Origin of the sequence: Clostridium cochlearium (assembly GCF_900187165.1) — a bacterium.
Lineage (GTDB): Bacteria > Bacillota > Clostridia > Clostridiales > Clostridiaceae > Clostridium_G > Clostridium_G cochlearium.
This window is the reverse complement of record NZ_LT906477.1, coordinates 2,055,541-2,072,326: the sequence shown is the minus strand read 5'-3', so window position 1 is coordinate 2,072,326 and position 16,786 is coordinate 2,055,541. Positions and strand designations below refer to the sequence as shown.

The window sequence follows — 16,786 nt, the reverse complement described above, 5'->3', positions numbered from 1 at the left end:
GACTTTAGGAATATAAAGAAAAACTTTATAAAATAAAGTTTGCTATGGGTTTTAGTTATGTATTGGTACTAATTTTAATAAAAATTCACATATAGAATATGCATTACCATTAGTAGCTGAAAATTCTCCAGAAGAAAAGAAAGTGAAAAAAATAGATTATACAGATAAAGTTTTTGTAGGAGATAAAGTAAATCATAAAAAATTTTGAGTTGGTGAAGTTATGGATTTAGATAAAGAAGGTGGTAGAATTATAGTTAAGTTTGAAAGTGGAGAAAAATTATTTCAATTTCCACAAGCATTTGAGAAGGGTTTTTGTGATATGAGATTATAACTATTGAGATTTGTTAGAAAAGGGAGGATACAAATGGAAGCGGGTAAAATTAGATTAGTTGAATTAATAAATGCCAATAAACGTACTTTTAATATACCTGTATATCAAAGAAACTATGATTGGAAAAATTCACAATGTGAGAGGTTATTTAAAGATATTGAAAATATTGCTTCAGCTAACAATGAGATAGAACATTTTTTAGGCACTATTGTTTTTGTTGTTGAAAGAACACTTCCAACTTTCACAGAATATATATTAATAGATGGTCAACAAAGAATTACCAGTATAATGTTATTAATAAAAGCATTGTATGATTCAATAGAGGAAGACTATATAAAACAAGATATTTTAGAAAGTTTCTTAACTAATAGAAATGCTCCAGAAAAATATAGAATAAAACTAAAATCAATTGAAAGTGATAGGGCAGCTTATGAACAGATAATAAGTGGACAAGTAACTAGTTCGGATTCAAATATAATTAATAATTATAAATTATTCAAAAAACTAATAGAAGATTCAGAGTTTAAACCTGTTCAGATATATGAGGCATTAAATTATATTGATATCGTATTCATTTCTTTGGATAAAGGGAAAAAATCTGAAAATCCTCAAATGATATTCGAAAGTTTGAATTCTACTGGACTTTCACTTACTCAAGCAGATTTAATAAGAAATTATTTACTTATGAATCATAGTTATGAAAAACAAAATTTTTTGTATAATGAATATTGGTTAAAGATAGAAAACAAGATAACAAATGCTAGAATTTCAGATTTTGTTAGAGATTACTTAACTATGAAAACTGGAAGAATTCCTGTAAAAAACAATGTATACAATGAATTTAAAGATTATCTAAAGGATAATAATGATGTAGATGAAGAAGGGGTGCTAGAAGACTTACTAGTATATTCGAAATATTATTCGTGGTTTTTACTTTGCAAAAGTCCGTATGCATCGATAAATGACTTATTACAGCAAATTCAGCAATTGAAGTCTACTGTTATCTATCCTACATTACTTTTTGTATTTGAAGATTGCTTTGAATATAAAACAATTAATATTGATGAATTGGTTGATATTTTAAAAGTATTTATTTCATATCTATATAGAAGAATGGTATGTGGATATGCAACTAATGCATTAAATAAAGTGTTTGGAGCATTTCCAAATGATTTCAAAAAAAATACAAAAGATACATATAAAGAGAAGGTTTTAGAAATTTTAACAAAGAAATCAGGTACTGCAATATTCCCTAGAAATGAAGAGTTTAAATCTGCTTTTACTAATAAAAATTTTTATGCTACGAAGTTAGATATGTATACATTATATCAGTTAGAAAAACACAAAAATAAAGAGGTAATTTCTTTAAACAAGGATATTACAATAGAACATATAATGCCTCAGAAGTTAACTCCAATTTGGAGAAGGGACCTAGGGAAAAAATATGATGAGATACATATGGAATATTTGCATACCATTGGTAACCTAACATTAACTGCTTATAATGGAAATCTTTCAAATAAGAATTTTAAAGATAAAAAAGAAGTTCTTTCAAGTTCAAATATCGCTATAAGTAGAAATATTAGCAATTACACAGAATGGAATGAAGTTAGTATAAAAGATAGAGCGAATAAGATGTTTGATATTGCAAATGAGATTTGGCATCTTCCAATTGAATACAACAAACCTATGGGTGATTCTAAAGAATTTGACTATGATATAGAATATAATCTGATAGATGGAACAAATTTCACAGGTGAGGTACCAAGGAAGGTAATAATTGGAGGCATGGAATACTCGATAGATTCATGGAGAGATCTACTTCGAAAAACAAGTGACGAGTTGTATTATTTGGATAAGGAAATCTTCAAATCTTTAGTTTTACATAAAGATTTTGAAGGAATATCTAAGAGAAGAGTTAGCAATACCAAAGAGAATATGAACTCTCCGTATCAAGTAGGAGAAGACCTTTATATAGACCTTCATGGGAGTGCGGTGGAAATAGTTAATTATTGTGTTTTATTAGCAGAAAAGTTTGACATGGAGAATGAGATATCTATTATGCTTAAAGCAAAATATAATTAATACTAGTGAATGTATACTTTTGCTTTTATAATATAAGATTCATAAAAATTAAATAAAAATGATAAATAATATAATAGATTAAGATGATATTTTAATCTATTAATATAAAGTTTCATTAGTATTCAATAGTACTAAAAACTCCAAAGCCCTAAATAAACAGCAATAAATCAAATAAAACCAAAACTATAAACCTTGAGAAATACACATCTCAAAATACAATAAATCAGTAAAAATCGAGTGGGAGCAATTATTAGTGAATAACTAATAACCTATAGGCCTCCTAATTGAAATGGACAGTTTTAACTTAGATATTTACAAGATGAATGTCTTACGGGAAAAATATACATGACAATAGAAGATGTAAAAAATGATGTTGAAGATTATATTTATATATATAACCATGAGAGGATATGTTCCTCAATAGGATGTTATTTCCTCATGAATATTATATTAAAAATATAAGTTCAATTTGGAATAAAGTAATGTTGTCCAAGTTGAAGGTGGCAATCAGAGGAGAGCATTGCAAGAAATTGCAATGCTTTTGTTTTTATTAATAGAAAGGGTGATTTAAAAGTGAAACATGATAGAGTGAATTGTAAAACAAAAATTTAGTATATAATTATAGTAATTGTAAGAAATGATTATAATTACTATGCTGTATATTGAATTTTGTTGAAATGATATGTAATATAATATTAAAGTAAGTTATTTGAAGTAGATATGAATTATACTAATAGGTGGGATTATAAATGGGGATTAAAGATTTTTGAGAAGTAAAAAAGATAGAATGAGGGGGATTAGGATGTCTAATTTTACTTTTTTAAATAAAAAATGGCCAATATTAGCCAAACTAGGTACGCAAGCAGAAAGGTATCTTCATACAGATAATAATGCATCTATGTTAAAAATGCGTATGTTTGGAGAACAAATAATAGATTATATTTTAGCAGTTTTAAAAATTGAAGCTCCTCAATTTGCTAATCAAGATGATAAAATTAAACTCTTAAGAAAATCAGGAATAAATGGAGCTATTCCAGATTTATTTGATATAGTAAGACGTTATGGTAATAAGGCTAACCATGAAGGATATGAAAATAAAAAGCATGCTTTAGAATGTTTACTTTCTATGTATAAGATATCTGCTTGGTTCTATATTAAGGTAACAAAGGATACCTCAATAAAACCATTAACCTATAAAATACCAAAGCTAGTTACAGTTAAAGAACCTATATATAATATTGAAGAGTATACTAAGGAAAAGGAAAAAATTAAAGAAGAGCATACTAATAAATTAAAGGTCATTAGAGAAGAAGTAAAAACAGCTGTTACAACTGAAGAAGATAAAAAGTTAGAAAAGGAAATAGAAGAAACCCTAGAACTTAATGAAGCAGAAACTAGAAAGAAACTTATAGACATAATGCTAAAAGATGCAGGTTGGGATGTTAATAACAAGGAATTAGTTCAGTTAGAATTTCCACTAGAAAACCATAAAGAAATTGGTAAAAAAGGTTTTGTTGATTATGTGTTATTTAATAAAAAAGGAAATCCAATTGCTTTAGTAGAGGCTAAAAAATCTTCTGTAGATCCTATTATAGGTAGGCAACAGGCAGTAGAATATGCAAACACTATTGAAAGAGATTATAAAGTTCGACCAATAGTTTTTTATACCAATGGATATGAAATATATATGTGGGATGATAAATATAGTGAGCCAAGACAGATTTGGGGATTTTATACATTAGAAGATTTAGAAGAACTATTTTTTAAGCATAAATATAAGAAAGATTTAAATAAAGTTGAAATAGATAAAAATATTGCTGGTAGACCATATCAAATAGAAGGTATTAAAAGAGTATATGAAAGATACTCTAATGGATATAGAAAAGCTCTTTTAGTAATGGCTACTGGAACAGGTAAAACAAGAACTGTTATTGCATTAACTAAAGGTATGATGGAAGCAAATTGGGCTAAGAGGGTATTATTTTTAGCTGATAGAGATGAACTTGTTAGACAAGCCAAAGAAGATAAGAATAGCTTTAAAACTTTTATGCCTGAACAAATATCCTGTAGATTTACTGGTAAAAACTCAGATAATAGAGAAGCTACTCTATATTTTTCCACATATCAAACTATGATTAATTATTATAGTAAGTTTAGTGTGGGTTTTTTTGATCTTATTATTTGTGACGAGTCCCATAGAAGTATATATAAGGTTTATAGAGATATCTTAGAATATTTTGATGCACATATTATAGGATTAACTGCAACGCCAGTAGATTTTATTGAAAGAAATACTTTTGATTTATTTAATTGTGAGGACGAAGATCCAACATTTAACTTTTCAATAGATGAAGCCTGGAACCATATACCACCATATCTTATTGAGCCAAGGGTAATTGATGCTACTACAGATTTTTTAAGAAAAGGAATAAAATATAGTCAAATGACAGAAGAACAAAGAAGACAGGTAGATGATGAAGGTTATGATGGAGACGAAATTGAATTTGATAAAAATGCTCTGGAAAAGAAAATAACTAATAAGGACACTAATAGATACATATTAAAGACATTAATGGATAATGGAATTAAAGTAGGAGACTACTTAGGTAAAACAATTATATTTGCTAAAAATAAAAAACATGCTAATTTATTAGATTCATTATTCAATGAAATGTATCCTCAATACAAAGGCAAAATGGCAGCGGTTATTTATTCAGGAATTAAAGATAAGGAAAGACTTATAGAAGATTTTAAAGAAGAAGAGTTTCCTAGAATAGCTATATCTGTAGATTTATTAGATACAGGTATAGATGTACCTGAAATAGTTAATTTAGTGTTTGCAAAACCCATTTATTCAAAGGTTAAATTCTGGCAAATGATAGGAAGAGGAACAAGAAGATGTGATAACTTATTTGGTGATGGAGTGGATAAAACAGAATTTGTTATATTTGACTGCTATAAGAACTTTGAGTTTTTTGAAATGAATCCTAAAGGATTTGTTCCAAAACTACAAAAAACATCTATGCAAGTTAGATTTGAACTTATGTGCAATCTTTTAGAAATATATAAATCAAAGAATAAAGAAAGTATATGTAATGACTTTGTAGAAAAGTTAAAGTCAGATATTGAAGAGTTACCATGGGAGAGTATAGAAATAAAAAAGAATAGAAAGAAAATAGAGCAAGTTAAAAAGGAAGAGTATTGGACTCATTTAAGTGAAGATTTCATTAAAAAGTTAAAGTTACAAATAGCACCATTAATACAATGGATTGAATCAAAGGAAAATTTAGATGCTATTTTATTTGATAACTCAATTTATAGAATACTTCAAAGTCTTGAGACTAATGATAAGGATTCATTAATTAGGGAAATCAATGATACTATGAAAAAATTAGCAAAACTAAAATTAAATATAAATCAATTTGATGGTAAAAGAGAGCTTGTAAAATCATTGTTACAGCCATCAGGTTGGGAAAATCTTAGTTATGAAAAGTTAAAGCAAATAAGGGTAGATTTAAGAGATTTAATGAGACATAAAGGAAATACACCAGGAACTTTTGTAGTAATGGATATAAAAGATAGTGGATCAGTAGTAAAAGAAATTAGTGCTGGAACAGTACTTTATGGATCTAATATGGAGCCCTATGAAAAAAGAGTAAAAACAGCTATTGAAGATAAATTAAATGACCAATTAGTAATTCATAAAATTAGAAGGGGCGAAAGGCTTTCTCAAACAGAAATTGAAGGCATATATTCCATATTTGGAGAAGAATTTGTTTATAGCATAGACGAGCTTTCCAGTAAAACAGATATAGACAAAGATGACATAGTTGGTATTATTAGAAGGTTTGTTGGTGTTGATGAAATTGAATTAAATAAAAGATTTGAGGAATTTATTCAAAAGCATCATAAAAGAATGAATGCTACGCAGATTAAAACTTTAGAAATAATTAAAAATCATATTGCTAAAAATAAAGGAATATCATTTGCAGCCTTGTTTGCAGCACCATATACCTCCTTTAACCCAAATGGAGTGGATGGTATATTTGGGAAAATGGCTGATGATGTTTTTGAATTAATATCACCTTTTAGAGCAACTTATATATCTTAAAATTAGGAGGAATCACAGTAATGTTAAATGCAGATATTAAGAGTAAAATTGATAAACTATGGAATAATTTTTGGTCAGGGGGAATATCTAACCCTTTGACTGTAATAGAGCAGATATCATATTTATTATTTATAAAAAGATTAGATGATATAGATAATGCTAATGAAAAAAAAGCTAATAGAATGGGTAGAGCTTATACTTCAATTTTCCCAGAAGAATTAATGAAGTGGAGTGAATTTAAACATTTAGATGTAAATGAAATGTTCGAATTGGTATCACAAAAGGTCTTTCCATTTATAAAATCTATGGGAGGAGAGGAATCAAGTTTTACAGCAGAGATGAAGGATGCTGTGTTTATGATACCTAAACCATCTCTATTACAAGAATCTGTTAGACTTATAGATGGTATAAATATGGATGATGCAGATACTAAGGGAGATTTATATGAATATCTTTTATCAAAGCTTGCAACATCAGGAGTAAATGGGCAGTTTAGAACTCCAAGACACATAATAAGAATGATGGTTGAACTTATGGATCCATCATCAGAAGATAAAATATGTGATCCTGCATGTGGTACTGCTGGGTTTTTGATTAGTTCATTAGAATATATATTAGAAAAATATACAAGACCTGAAAGTGTATTTACAGATGAAGAAGGAAATCTTTACAACAAAATTGGAGATATGATGACCAGTGAAGAATGGAAATATTTTAAAACTGAAATGTTCTATGGATTTGACTTTGATCCATCCATGGTTAGAATAGCTTCAATGAATCTAATGCTTCACAGCATAGATAATCCAAATGTAAGGCAAATGGATTCATTATCTAAAAGATATGAAGAAGAAAATAAATATACATTAGTGCTAGCAAATCCTCCTTTTAAAGGAAGTGTAGATAAGGGAGATATAAATCCTACATTAGTAAAGGGAGCTAAAACTACTAAAACAGAACTTTTATATATGAAACTTATAAATAGAATATTAGATTTAGGTGGAAGATGTGCTGTAATAGTACCAGATGGAGTACTATTTGGTTCCACAAAAGCCCATAAAGAAATAAGAAGAACATTAGTAGAAGAAAATGCCCTAGAAGGTGTAATATCCATGCCTTCAGGAGTATTTAAACCCTATGCCGGAGTATCAACAGCAATACTTTTATTCACAAAGGGTGGAGAAACAAACAAAGTATGGTTCTATGACATGGAAAGTGATGGATACTCACTAGACGATAAGAGAAATAAACTTGATGATGATGGAGATATTCCAGATATAATAGAAAAGTGGAGAGCAGTAAAAAAAGATAATATCCTAGAGCCAACTAAAGAAGATAAGTGGTTCTGGGTAGAAAAAGAAGAAATAGCAGACAATGAGTATGATCTTTCTATAAATAAATATAAAGAAATAGAGTATGAAGAAGTAGTATACGAAAAGCCAGAAGTTATATTGGACAAGCTTGAAGCTTTAGAAAAGTTAATTTTAGAGGATATAGCTGAGTTAAAGGGAATGGTGAAGTAGTATGAAGGATAATAAATCTTTAGAAGGTTGGAAAGAAGTAATTTTAGATGATATATATGAAATAAAACAAGGAAAACATTTAAGTTTAAATAATTTATTAAATGAGGGATATGCAGTATACGGTGCAAATGGTAGAGTTGGATATTATAATGATTATATGTATAAAGATCCTACTTTGTTAATTACATGTAGAGGTGCAACTTGTGGAAGCATAAATCTTACTGAGCCAAAATCTTGGGTTACTGGAAATTCTATAGCATTGATACCTAAGGAAAAAATAGATGTTAATTTTATGAGGTGTTTATTAACTTATACTTCATTTAATGATGTTATTTCAGGTAGTGCTCAACCTCAAATTATAGCAACAACATTAAGAAAGAAGAAGATTGCAATTCCCTCATTAGAAACTCAAAAGAAAATAGCTGAGGTTTTAGAAAAAGCTGAAAAGGTTATAGAAAAGAGAAAAGAAACTATTAAGCTTTTGGATGAATTAGTTAAATCGAGATTTATAGAGATGTTTGGGGATCCAGTTACTAATTCAAAAGGATGGAATGTAGAAGTATTAGAAAAGTATATTGATGTAATAGGTGGATATGCCTTTAAAAGTACTGAATTTATAAATGAAGGTATACCGGTGTTAAAGATAGGAAATATTAATGCGGGTTATTTTAAATCAACTAATTTAATGTTTTGGAAAAGAGATGAGAAACTTAATAAATATTTGATAAAACCAAAAGATTTAGTTATATCACTAACAGGTACTGTCGGTAAAGATGATTATGGTAATGTATGCATAATGAGTGACGAGTATGAAGAATATTATCTAAATCAACGTAATGCAAAGTTAGAAATTAAATCCAAAAGTTTATTGAATAAATATTATTTAACATACTTATTAAAAGTTCCAGAAGTTAAAAAAAGATTAACAGGTATTAATAGAGGTGTGAGACAAGCAAATATTGCTAACAAAGATATTCTAAATCTAGAAGTACCATTACCACCAATAGAACTACAAAATCAATTCGCAGACTTTGTTAATGAGGTCGATAAATTGAAATTTGAAATGGAGAAGAGTTTAAAAGAATTAGAAAATAACTTTAATTCATTGATGCAAAAGGCTTTTAGGGGAGAATTATTTAATTAATATAAATGGTGAGTTGGAATAATCATTATTAACTTTATTTTAAATGGGTAAGCTACAGTATATAATATAAGAAAAAATGAATAATATAACTTATGGGTAATAAGGAGTGATGCAATTGTGAGTATTGAAAGTGTTGAATTAAGAAATTTTACTGTTTTTAAAAAACTTAAAGTCAATTTTTCAAAAGGTATAAATGTAATAATGGGGGAAAATGGGACAGGGAAAACACAATTACTTAAAGCAATTTATGCAGCTATTCAAATTTCTAAAAGCAAAAACATAGATGATATTTCAAAATATTTTAAATCTGTTAATATTAATAATAGTTTTTTTGTTAAGCAACTTAAACCATTATTTTTAGAGGTGAAAGCTTCAAATATTGATAATAAATCAGATAAACGATATTTAATGGGGAAATTAGAGTCTAATATTAATGAAATAAGTTCAACATTTGGGAGTAATGATGAATGTTCATATGAAATATCATATCCATCACAAGAAATCAATTGTACATTCATTCCAGCAAAAGATATGCTTACACATTCAAAAGGTTTTGTGTCAATGGCTGATAAATTTAATGAATTTCCATTTGACAAAACATTGATTGATATTATAAAAATAGCTGGTCAGTGGCAATTAAAAGAGCCTCCGAAGATTGCATTAAAGGTATTACCAATTCTTGAAAAGATGATGGATGGTAAAGTGGTTATTGAGAATGAAGAATTTTATGTGAAAAAAAATGATGGCAATATGGTTAATTTTTCAGTTGAAGCAGAGGGATTAAAGAAAATAGGTTTGCTATGGCAGCTTTTAATGAATGAAAATATAACGGAAAATAGTATTCTTCTATGGGATGAGCCAGAAGCTAATATTAATCCTAAATTTATTCCGGATTTAGTAGAAATATTAATTGAACTACAGAAAAATGGAGTTCAAATTTTTCTAACTACGCATGATTACATTTTTGCAAAATATTTTGAAGTTAAACGTTCTGAAAATGATGAAATTATGTATTACTCATTATATAAAACTACTGATGGTGTAAAATGTGAAAATAATATTAATTTTGGAGATTTAAAAAACAATACAATTATGGATACATTTATTCAATTGTACAAAGATGAAGTTGAGAGGGCTATGGGATAATGGTACAAATAAATGAATCTAATATGATTTTTGGTGATTTTCAAGAAGATAAAATATTTAAAATTGAAGAATCCAAACTGCACAATAAAATAGGGTCTGGGATAAAAGTTGTAGAGTTCGTTTTTTTAAGAAATAAAAATGAGCTAAATTTTATTGAAGCAAAATCAAGTTCACCAAGACCTACAAAACATAATATTATACGGTTTAATGAATTCATAGAAGAAATTTCAGATAAATTTATACATTCTTTTAACTTGTATTATTCCACTATATTAAAAAGAAATAGGGATTATGGAGAAATAAGTAATAACTTTTTTGAATTAGATAATAGTAAAATAAAGATAAAGTTTATTCTTGTCATTAAAGGTCACCAAATAGAATGGTTATTACCTATATCAGATGCATTAAAAAAGAAATTGTCATATCAGAATACTATTTGGAGAAGTGAAGTTATTGTAATGAATGATAAGATTGCTAATAAATATAATTTAGTTAAAGATGTTGTAAAATAATATCTTTAACTTAGGGAGATGTCACACTAAGGAATTTACATACAATATATTATATTGTAATATTTATTCTTAATGGGATAGCTCCTTTTTTAATGTAAAATGATAATATTAACCAATAAATGTAAGCGTCAAAAATTAAGTATCTAGAAAACATACCCTCTCATTGATAAACTTAAGTAAAAGATTATCAATGGGAGGTTTACTTATGTATAAAAAATTAGATAATGATGCTTGGGAGGAATATTTAAATAAATTTAACTCTGTTAAAGATACAATAACAGTGAAAGATTTCTGTGCTGAGAATAACCTTAATAAGAGTCAATTTTATTACCATAAAAAAAGAGTAGAAAAGGCAATTGAAAGTAAAGAACCTGTTTTTCAGCCTATTTCTTTGAATAGTAAAGTTGATAATACTAAAGAAAATAAATCTACATTAAAAGAAGTAAAAATTAATGTAGGCAATGCTAATATCCTTATTCCTGTTAGCGAAGCTACTTTAATAACAGCAATAATTAAGGAGTTAATTCTAAAATGTTAAATATAGATAAGGTAGAAAAAGTCTATCTTGCCTGCGGTTATACGGATTTAAGAAAAAGTATTGATGGTTTAGTTATGATAGTGCAAAACCAATTTAAGTTAGATCCTTTTGATAAAGCACTATTTGTTTTTTGCAACAAGAAAATGGATAAATTAAAAATTCTTCACTTTGACGAAGGTTTTTGGCTATATTATCACCGTTTAGAAGCTAATCGCTTCAAATGGCCAGCGACAGCTGCCGATGCATTAAAGATTAATATTGATGAATTACGTTGGCTTTTAAAAGGCTATGAAGTAAGAACAAAATCTAAATTTAAACCTGTAAAAGCAAGTAACTATTATTAAAAAAATATCAACTTTGAACCCTTGAAGTATAGTAATTTCAAGGGTTTTGTGGTATAATAGAAATATCAAATAAAGCTAAAGGGGTAACTATGAGTCACGAATTTTTAACTAATGAGCTTGATGAAAATACAAAAGCATTAATTGAAAAAATGGAAAATGAAATTAATGAAAAAGATAAAGAATTAAGCTCAAAAGATGAAGAAATAAGAAAACTTAAAAATGAATTAGAATTCTTAAAAGGTGTTATATCTAATAGAAATAGAAAGATATTTGGAGCATCCAGTGAACAAGTAGATGTTAATCAATTATCTTTTTTTAACGAGGCTGAAAAACATAGTGATTCAAAGGTAGAAGAACCTACTTTAGAGGAAATTACATATAAAAGAGCTAAGAAAAGCAATTATACTGGAAAGAAAGATAATTTAGCTAATTTGGAAAGAGTTGTTGTTGAACATAAATTAGAAGGTGAGGATCTTAACTGCAGAGAATGTGGTAAAAAGCTTACTCCTATCGGAGTTAAATCTAGAAAAGAGATTGTTAAATACATTCCTGCTAAATTAATAATTGAGGATCATGTTATTTATAGCTACGCTTGTAAAACATGCGAAAGAGCCACTGGTGAAAGTAAAATAATTTCACCAGAAGCCCCTAAAACAATTTTTTATAATAGCATGGCCTCAAATGAGTTAATTGCACATACTCTAATACTTAAATATCAACATGCAATGCCACTATATAGGCAAGAAACTTACTTTGATATGATGGGAGCTACTCTTTCAAGGCAAACTCTATGCAATTGGACTATGTCTGCAGCAGATGCTTTAGAGCCGATATATAACCATATGAAAAAAGAATTGCTTAGCCGTAATTACATTCATGCTGATGAAACTACTCTTAAAGTAATTAATGATAATGGCAAAGATTCTAAATCTAAAAAGTACATGTGGTTATATATGAGTAATACTAACTCTAAGCCTGTGATCTTATATGATTACCAAAGCACTAGATCAAGCTCTTGCCCTAAAAATTTCTTAGGAGATTTTAAAGGTTTTCTCCAAACGGATGGATATACTGGATACAATTCCGTTAGCGGAGCTACAAGAGTATATTGCTTGGCTCACATAAGAAGATATTTTCATAATATAATAGTAGATTTAGATGAAGAAGCCCTAAAAAATTCTAGAGCAATAATAGGGTTTAATTATTGTGAGCAAATTTATAAACTTGAAAAAGAACTTAGAGAATCTTATTCAAATGATGAAAATTATTATGATATTAGATTTAAAATAAGAACTGAGAAACTAGCTCCAATTATAGATAACTTTATTGATTATGTTGAAAGAGAAATAAAAGATGCTCTTCCAAGAAGTCCGTTAGGTAAGGCACTTGAGTATGCTAAAAAGCATTTACCAGGATTAAAAAATGTATTATTAGATGGTTCTCTAGAAGTTGATAATAATGCTGCGGAAAGAGCAATTAAGCCTTTCGTTATAGGAAGAAAAAATTTCTTATTTGCTAACACTGCTAAGGGTGCAACTGCAAGTAGCAATATTTATAGTATTGTTGAAACTGCCAAGGCTAATAATTTAGTTGTAGAAAGGTACTTAGTCTATCTATTTGATAATCTATCAAAGATAGATATATACGATAGCGAAAGCTTAGAGAATCTTATGCCTTGGAATGATAAGATTCCTGAAAATATGAAAATTAAAGATAAAAAATAAATTAATCCTAGTAAAGCATATTCTTGCCTTACTAGGATATTTTAATACTATTCTTGGAATTATTAAAGGTGCTAAAACTTTGACGCTTACCAATAAATGTCAATAATATTACAGTCTAAAACTTTTAAAGAAAGGAAGATTGTAATGGAAAAACTTATTATTGAAATTGAACAGGAAATGATACATTTACTTAATAATATGCAAATGGAGGAACTTCATAACGTTTTATTGAGAAAGTTACATGGTGTAGCTTTTATAGCTAAAGCTAATAATAAAAATTTAGAGAATGAAGAAGTAAATTATTGCAACTTATTTATTTGTGCAAAACGAGTAGAGGGTTGTTCAGGTAAATCTCTTAAATATTATAAATCAACTATAGAAAATATGTTAAAAACATTAGATAAACCAGTTAAACATATTACAACAGAAGATTTAAGAGGATATTTAGCAGGGTATTATAAAAAAAGCAACTGTAGTAAGGTAACTATTGATAATATAAGACGTATTCTTTCAACATTTTTCTCATGGCTTGAAGATGAAAATTATATCTTAAAAAGCCCAGTAAGACGTATTCATAAAATAAAAACAGGAAAGGTTGTAAAGGAAATATATACAGATGAAAATTTAGAAATAATGAGGGATAACTGTAAAGAAATACGTGACCTTGCAATTATAGATTTGTTGAATTCTACCGGGATACGTGTTGGTGAATTAGTAAAACTAAATATCGATGATATAGATTTTAATGAAAGAGAATGTACTGTTGTAGGAAAGGGTGATAAGCAAAGAAAGGTATATTTTGACGCAAAAACTAAAATACATTTACAAAATTACATTAATAGTAGAGTTGATGATAATGAAGCGTTATTTGTATCGCTAATAAAACCATATAATAGATTAAATATTAGTGGAGTTGAAATTAGATTAAGAAAACTTGGAAAAAAACTTAATATTAATAAAGTACATCCACATAAGTTTAGAAGAACTCTTGCTACAAGAGCTATTGATAAGGGAATGCCCATAGAACAGGTGCAACATCTTTTAGGACATCAAAAAATAGATACAACCCTTCAATATGCGATGGTAAATCAAAATAATGTTAAGATTTCACATAGAAAGTATATTGGATAGTGTATTATAGGAATATTTGTTACTTTTTATATTATATTTAACATAAAAAGTAAATCGAGATTTATAGAGCTGTTTGGTGATTTAGAGAACAATATTAATAACTTTAATAAATTGAAGATGAAAGAGATTTGTAATAAGATAACTGACGGTACTCATAAAACACCAAACTATATAAATGATGGTATAAAATTTATTTCAGCAAAGGACATTAAAACTGGAAAAATAGATTTATCTAATACAAAGTATATTTCGCTGGAGGAATATGATGAAATACAAAAAAGATGTCAATTAGAAAAGGGAGATATATTGTTATCTAAGAGTGGGTCCATAGGCACACCAGTGGTTTTAGACACAGAAGAATCATTGGGAATATTCGAAAGCTTAGCAGTATTAAAGCTTAAAAACAACATAGTAAATAATGTGTATGTATGTGAATTTTTAAAAAGTTATTCTGCTCAAAGAAAAATATTATTTGCAACTAAAGGAATTTCAATTAAGCATCTACATTTAAATGTGATAAAAGACTTAGATGTGCTAATTCCACCAATAGAACTCCAAAACCAATTCGCAGACTTTGTTAAACAAATCGACAAATTGAAATTTATTACATAGAACATTTAATAATGCGGGTAATAATTCCAATTTAATCCTGATTAAAGGTGTTAATATAGTGTAAAATAATAATATATTAGTATTTAATTAAATTTTAGTACATAATTTTTAGATAAGACGAATCTATAGAATCATTATATGAACACAATCTACAACATTGATTTAAAAACATCATTATACTAAAATTGAATATATAAATAAATTTGTGTAAATTTTCAAGGAGGAACAAAATGGATAAAATTACTGTGGATTTAAATAATACAAAACCATATATAAAAGATGAAGAAATAAAAGCATTAGAACCTTTTATTAAAGAAGCACATAAGATGCTACATGAAGGAACAGGATTGGGCAATGATTTTATAGGCTGGCTAGACCTACCTGTAAATTATGATAAAGATGAGTTTCAAAGAATAAAAAAAGCTTCTGATAAAATAAAAGCTAATTCTGATATATTATTGGTTATAGGTATAGGAGGATCTTATCTAGGAGCTAGAGCTGCTATAGAAATGCTAAATCATAATTTTAAAAGTTTACTAAAAAAAGAAGATAAAGAAGGGGCAGATATAATATTTGTAGGAAATAGTATAAGTTCTACTTATATAGCTGAACTGTTAGAAGTTATAAAAGACAAAGATTTCTCTATTAATGTAATATCTAAATCTGGAACTACAACAGAACCAGCTATTGCCTTTAGAATTTTTAAAGAAATATTAGAAAACAAATATGGTGTTAAAGAGGCTAAAAATAGAATTTTTGTAACTACTGATAAAAGCAAGGGAGTTTTAAAAACATTATCAGATAAGCAAGGATACGAAACTTTTGTAATACCAGATGATGTTGGTGGAAGATATTCTGTATTAACAGCAGTAGGATTATTGCCAATTTCAGTAGCAGGTATAAATATAGATGAAATGTTAAAAGGTGCTTGTGATGCAAGAGAAGATTTTATGTGTGATAATGTAGAAGAAAATCAATGTTACAAATATGTAGCAGCTAGAAATGCATTATATAATAAAGGTAAAAATGTAGAAATACTTGCTAATTTTGAACCATCCCTACATTATTTTGGAGAATGGTGGAAACAATTATATGGAGAAAGTGAAGGAAAGGATGGAAAGGGTATATTCCCAACTTCCGTAAGTTTCTCTACAGATCTTCATTCCATGGGACAGTACATACAAGAAGGACTTAGAATTATATTTGAAACCTTTATAAATATAGAAAAACCAAGAAAAAATTTAGAAATAAAAAGTGAAGAAGGAAATTTAGATGGATTAAATTTCTTAGCTGGTAAAACAGTGGATTTTGTAAATAAGCAGGCTTTTAAGGGTACTGTTTTAGCTCATAATGATGGAGGAGTACCTTGTATAGTTGTAAATGTTCCAGAAGTAAATCCTTATTATTTTGGATATTTAATTTATTTATTTGAAAAAGCTTGTGGAATAAGTGGATACATTTTAGGAGTAAATCCATTTAATCAACCAGGAGTAGAGGCTTATAAGAAAAATATGTTTGCACTTTTAGGTAAAGAAGGATTTGAAGATAAAAAAAAAGAATTAGAAAAAAGAATGAATTAAGAGGAGTA

At 27.8% G+C, this 16,786-nt stretch carries 13 protein-coding genes; all 13 read left to right on the top strand.

All coding sequences use genetic code 11. The annotated features are described in order from the left end of the window. The first annotated feature begins 364 nt into the window (after window positions 1-364). The 13 genes from CKV72_RS10195 (at window position 365) to CKV72_RS10135 (ending at window position 16,778) form a co-directional block, all read left to right on the top strand. Window positions 365-2,416: a DUF262 domain-containing protein gene (locus CKV72_RS10195; protein WP_095178186.1), complete on the top strand. Its 2,052-nt coding sequence runs from the start codon at window positions 365-367 to the stop codon at window positions 2,414-2,416. Window positions 2,417-2,761: 345 nt separating this feature from the next. Further along, window positions 2,762-2,878, top strand: coding sequence for an IS3 family transposase (locus CKV72_RS12620; RefSeq protein ID WP_095178185.1), 117 nt, complete (start codon window positions 2,762-2,764; stop codon window positions 2,876-2,878). A gap of 340 nt (window positions 2,879-3,218) precedes the next feature. Beyond that, a complete protein-coding gene (locus tag CKV72_RS10185) occupies window positions 3,219-6,527 on the top strand; it encodes a type I restriction endonuclease subunit R (RefSeq protein WP_095178184.1) in 3,309 nt (1,102 codons plus the stop codon). A 20-nt stretch (window positions 6,528-6,547) separates the two neighbouring features. Then, window positions 6,548-8,047 carry a type I restriction-modification system subunit M gene (locus tag CKV72_RS10180; protein WP_095178183.1) on the top strand — a complete coding sequence of 500 codons (1,500 nt, stop codon included), beginning with the start codon at window positions 6,548-6,550 and terminating at the stop codon, window positions 8,045-8,047. Between the two features lies 1 nt (window position 8,048). Continuing rightward, window positions 8,049-9,191: a restriction endonuclease subunit S gene (locus CKV72_RS10175; protein WP_095178182.1), complete on the top strand. Its 1,143-nt coding sequence runs from the start codon at window positions 8,049-8,051 to the stop codon at window positions 9,189-9,191. 117 nt (window positions 9,192-9,308) lie between these two features. Continuing rightward, window positions 9,309-10,337, top strand: a complete 1,029-nt coding sequence (locus tag CKV72_RS10170; RefSeq protein ID WP_095178181.1) for an AAA family ATPase — start codon at window positions 9,309-9,311, stop codon at window positions 10,335-10,337. Beyond that, a complete protein-coding gene (locus CKV72_RS12240) occupies window positions 10,337-10,849 on the top strand; it encodes a hypothetical protein (RefSeq protein ID WP_169712328.1) in 513 nt (170 codons plus the stop codon). Before CKV72_RS10170 ends, CKV72_RS12240 begins: the two co-directional genes overlap by 1 nt. A 205-nt stretch (window positions 10,850-11,054) precedes the next feature. Then, window positions 11,055-11,387 carry an IS66 family insertion sequence element accessory protein TnpA gene (tnpA, locus tag CKV72_RS10160; protein ID WP_095177364.1) on the top strand — a complete coding sequence of 111 codons (333 nt, stop codon included), beginning with the start codon at window positions 11,055-11,057 and terminating at the stop codon, window positions 11,385-11,387. Further along, the gene (gene tnpB / locus CKV72_RS10155) at window positions 11,381-11,731 is read left to right on the top strand and encodes an IS66 family insertion sequence element accessory protein TnpB (RefSeq protein WP_095177365.1); all 351 of its coding nucleotides are present in this window, start codon (window positions 11,381-11,383) and stop codon (window positions 11,729-11,731) included. The genes tnpA and tnpB overlap by 7 nt, the downstream gene beginning before the upstream one ends. A gap of 89 nt (window positions 11,732-11,820) precedes the next feature. Further along, on the top strand, window positions 11,821-13,455 hold the full coding sequence (gene tnpC, locus CKV72_RS10150; protein ID WP_095178179.1) for an IS66 family transposase: 1,635 nt from the start codon (window positions 11,821-11,823) through the stop codon (window positions 13,453-13,455). A 144-nt stretch (window positions 13,456-13,599) separates the two neighbouring features. Further along, the gene (gene xerA, locus CKV72_RS10145; protein ID WP_181814557.1) at window positions 13,600-14,586 is read left to right on the top strand and encodes a site-specific tyrosine recombinase/integron integrase; all 987 of its coding nucleotides are present in this window, start codon (window positions 13,600-13,602) and stop codon (window positions 14,584-14,586) included. 117 nt (window positions 14,587-14,703) lie between these two features. Next, complete coding sequence (locus CKV72_RS10140) at window positions 14,704-15,198, top strand: restriction endonuclease subunit S (RefSeq protein ID WP_157726565.1); 495 nt, start codon at window positions 14,704-14,706, stop codon at window positions 15,196-15,198. A gap of 230 nt (window positions 15,199-15,428) precedes the next feature. Beyond that, window positions 15,429-16,778, top strand: coding sequence for a glucose-6-phosphate isomerase (locus tag CKV72_RS10135; RefSeq protein ID WP_095178176.1), 1,350 nt, complete (start codon window positions 15,429-15,431; stop codon window positions 16,776-16,778). The last annotated feature ends 8 nt before the right edge of the window (window positions 16,779-16,786 follow it).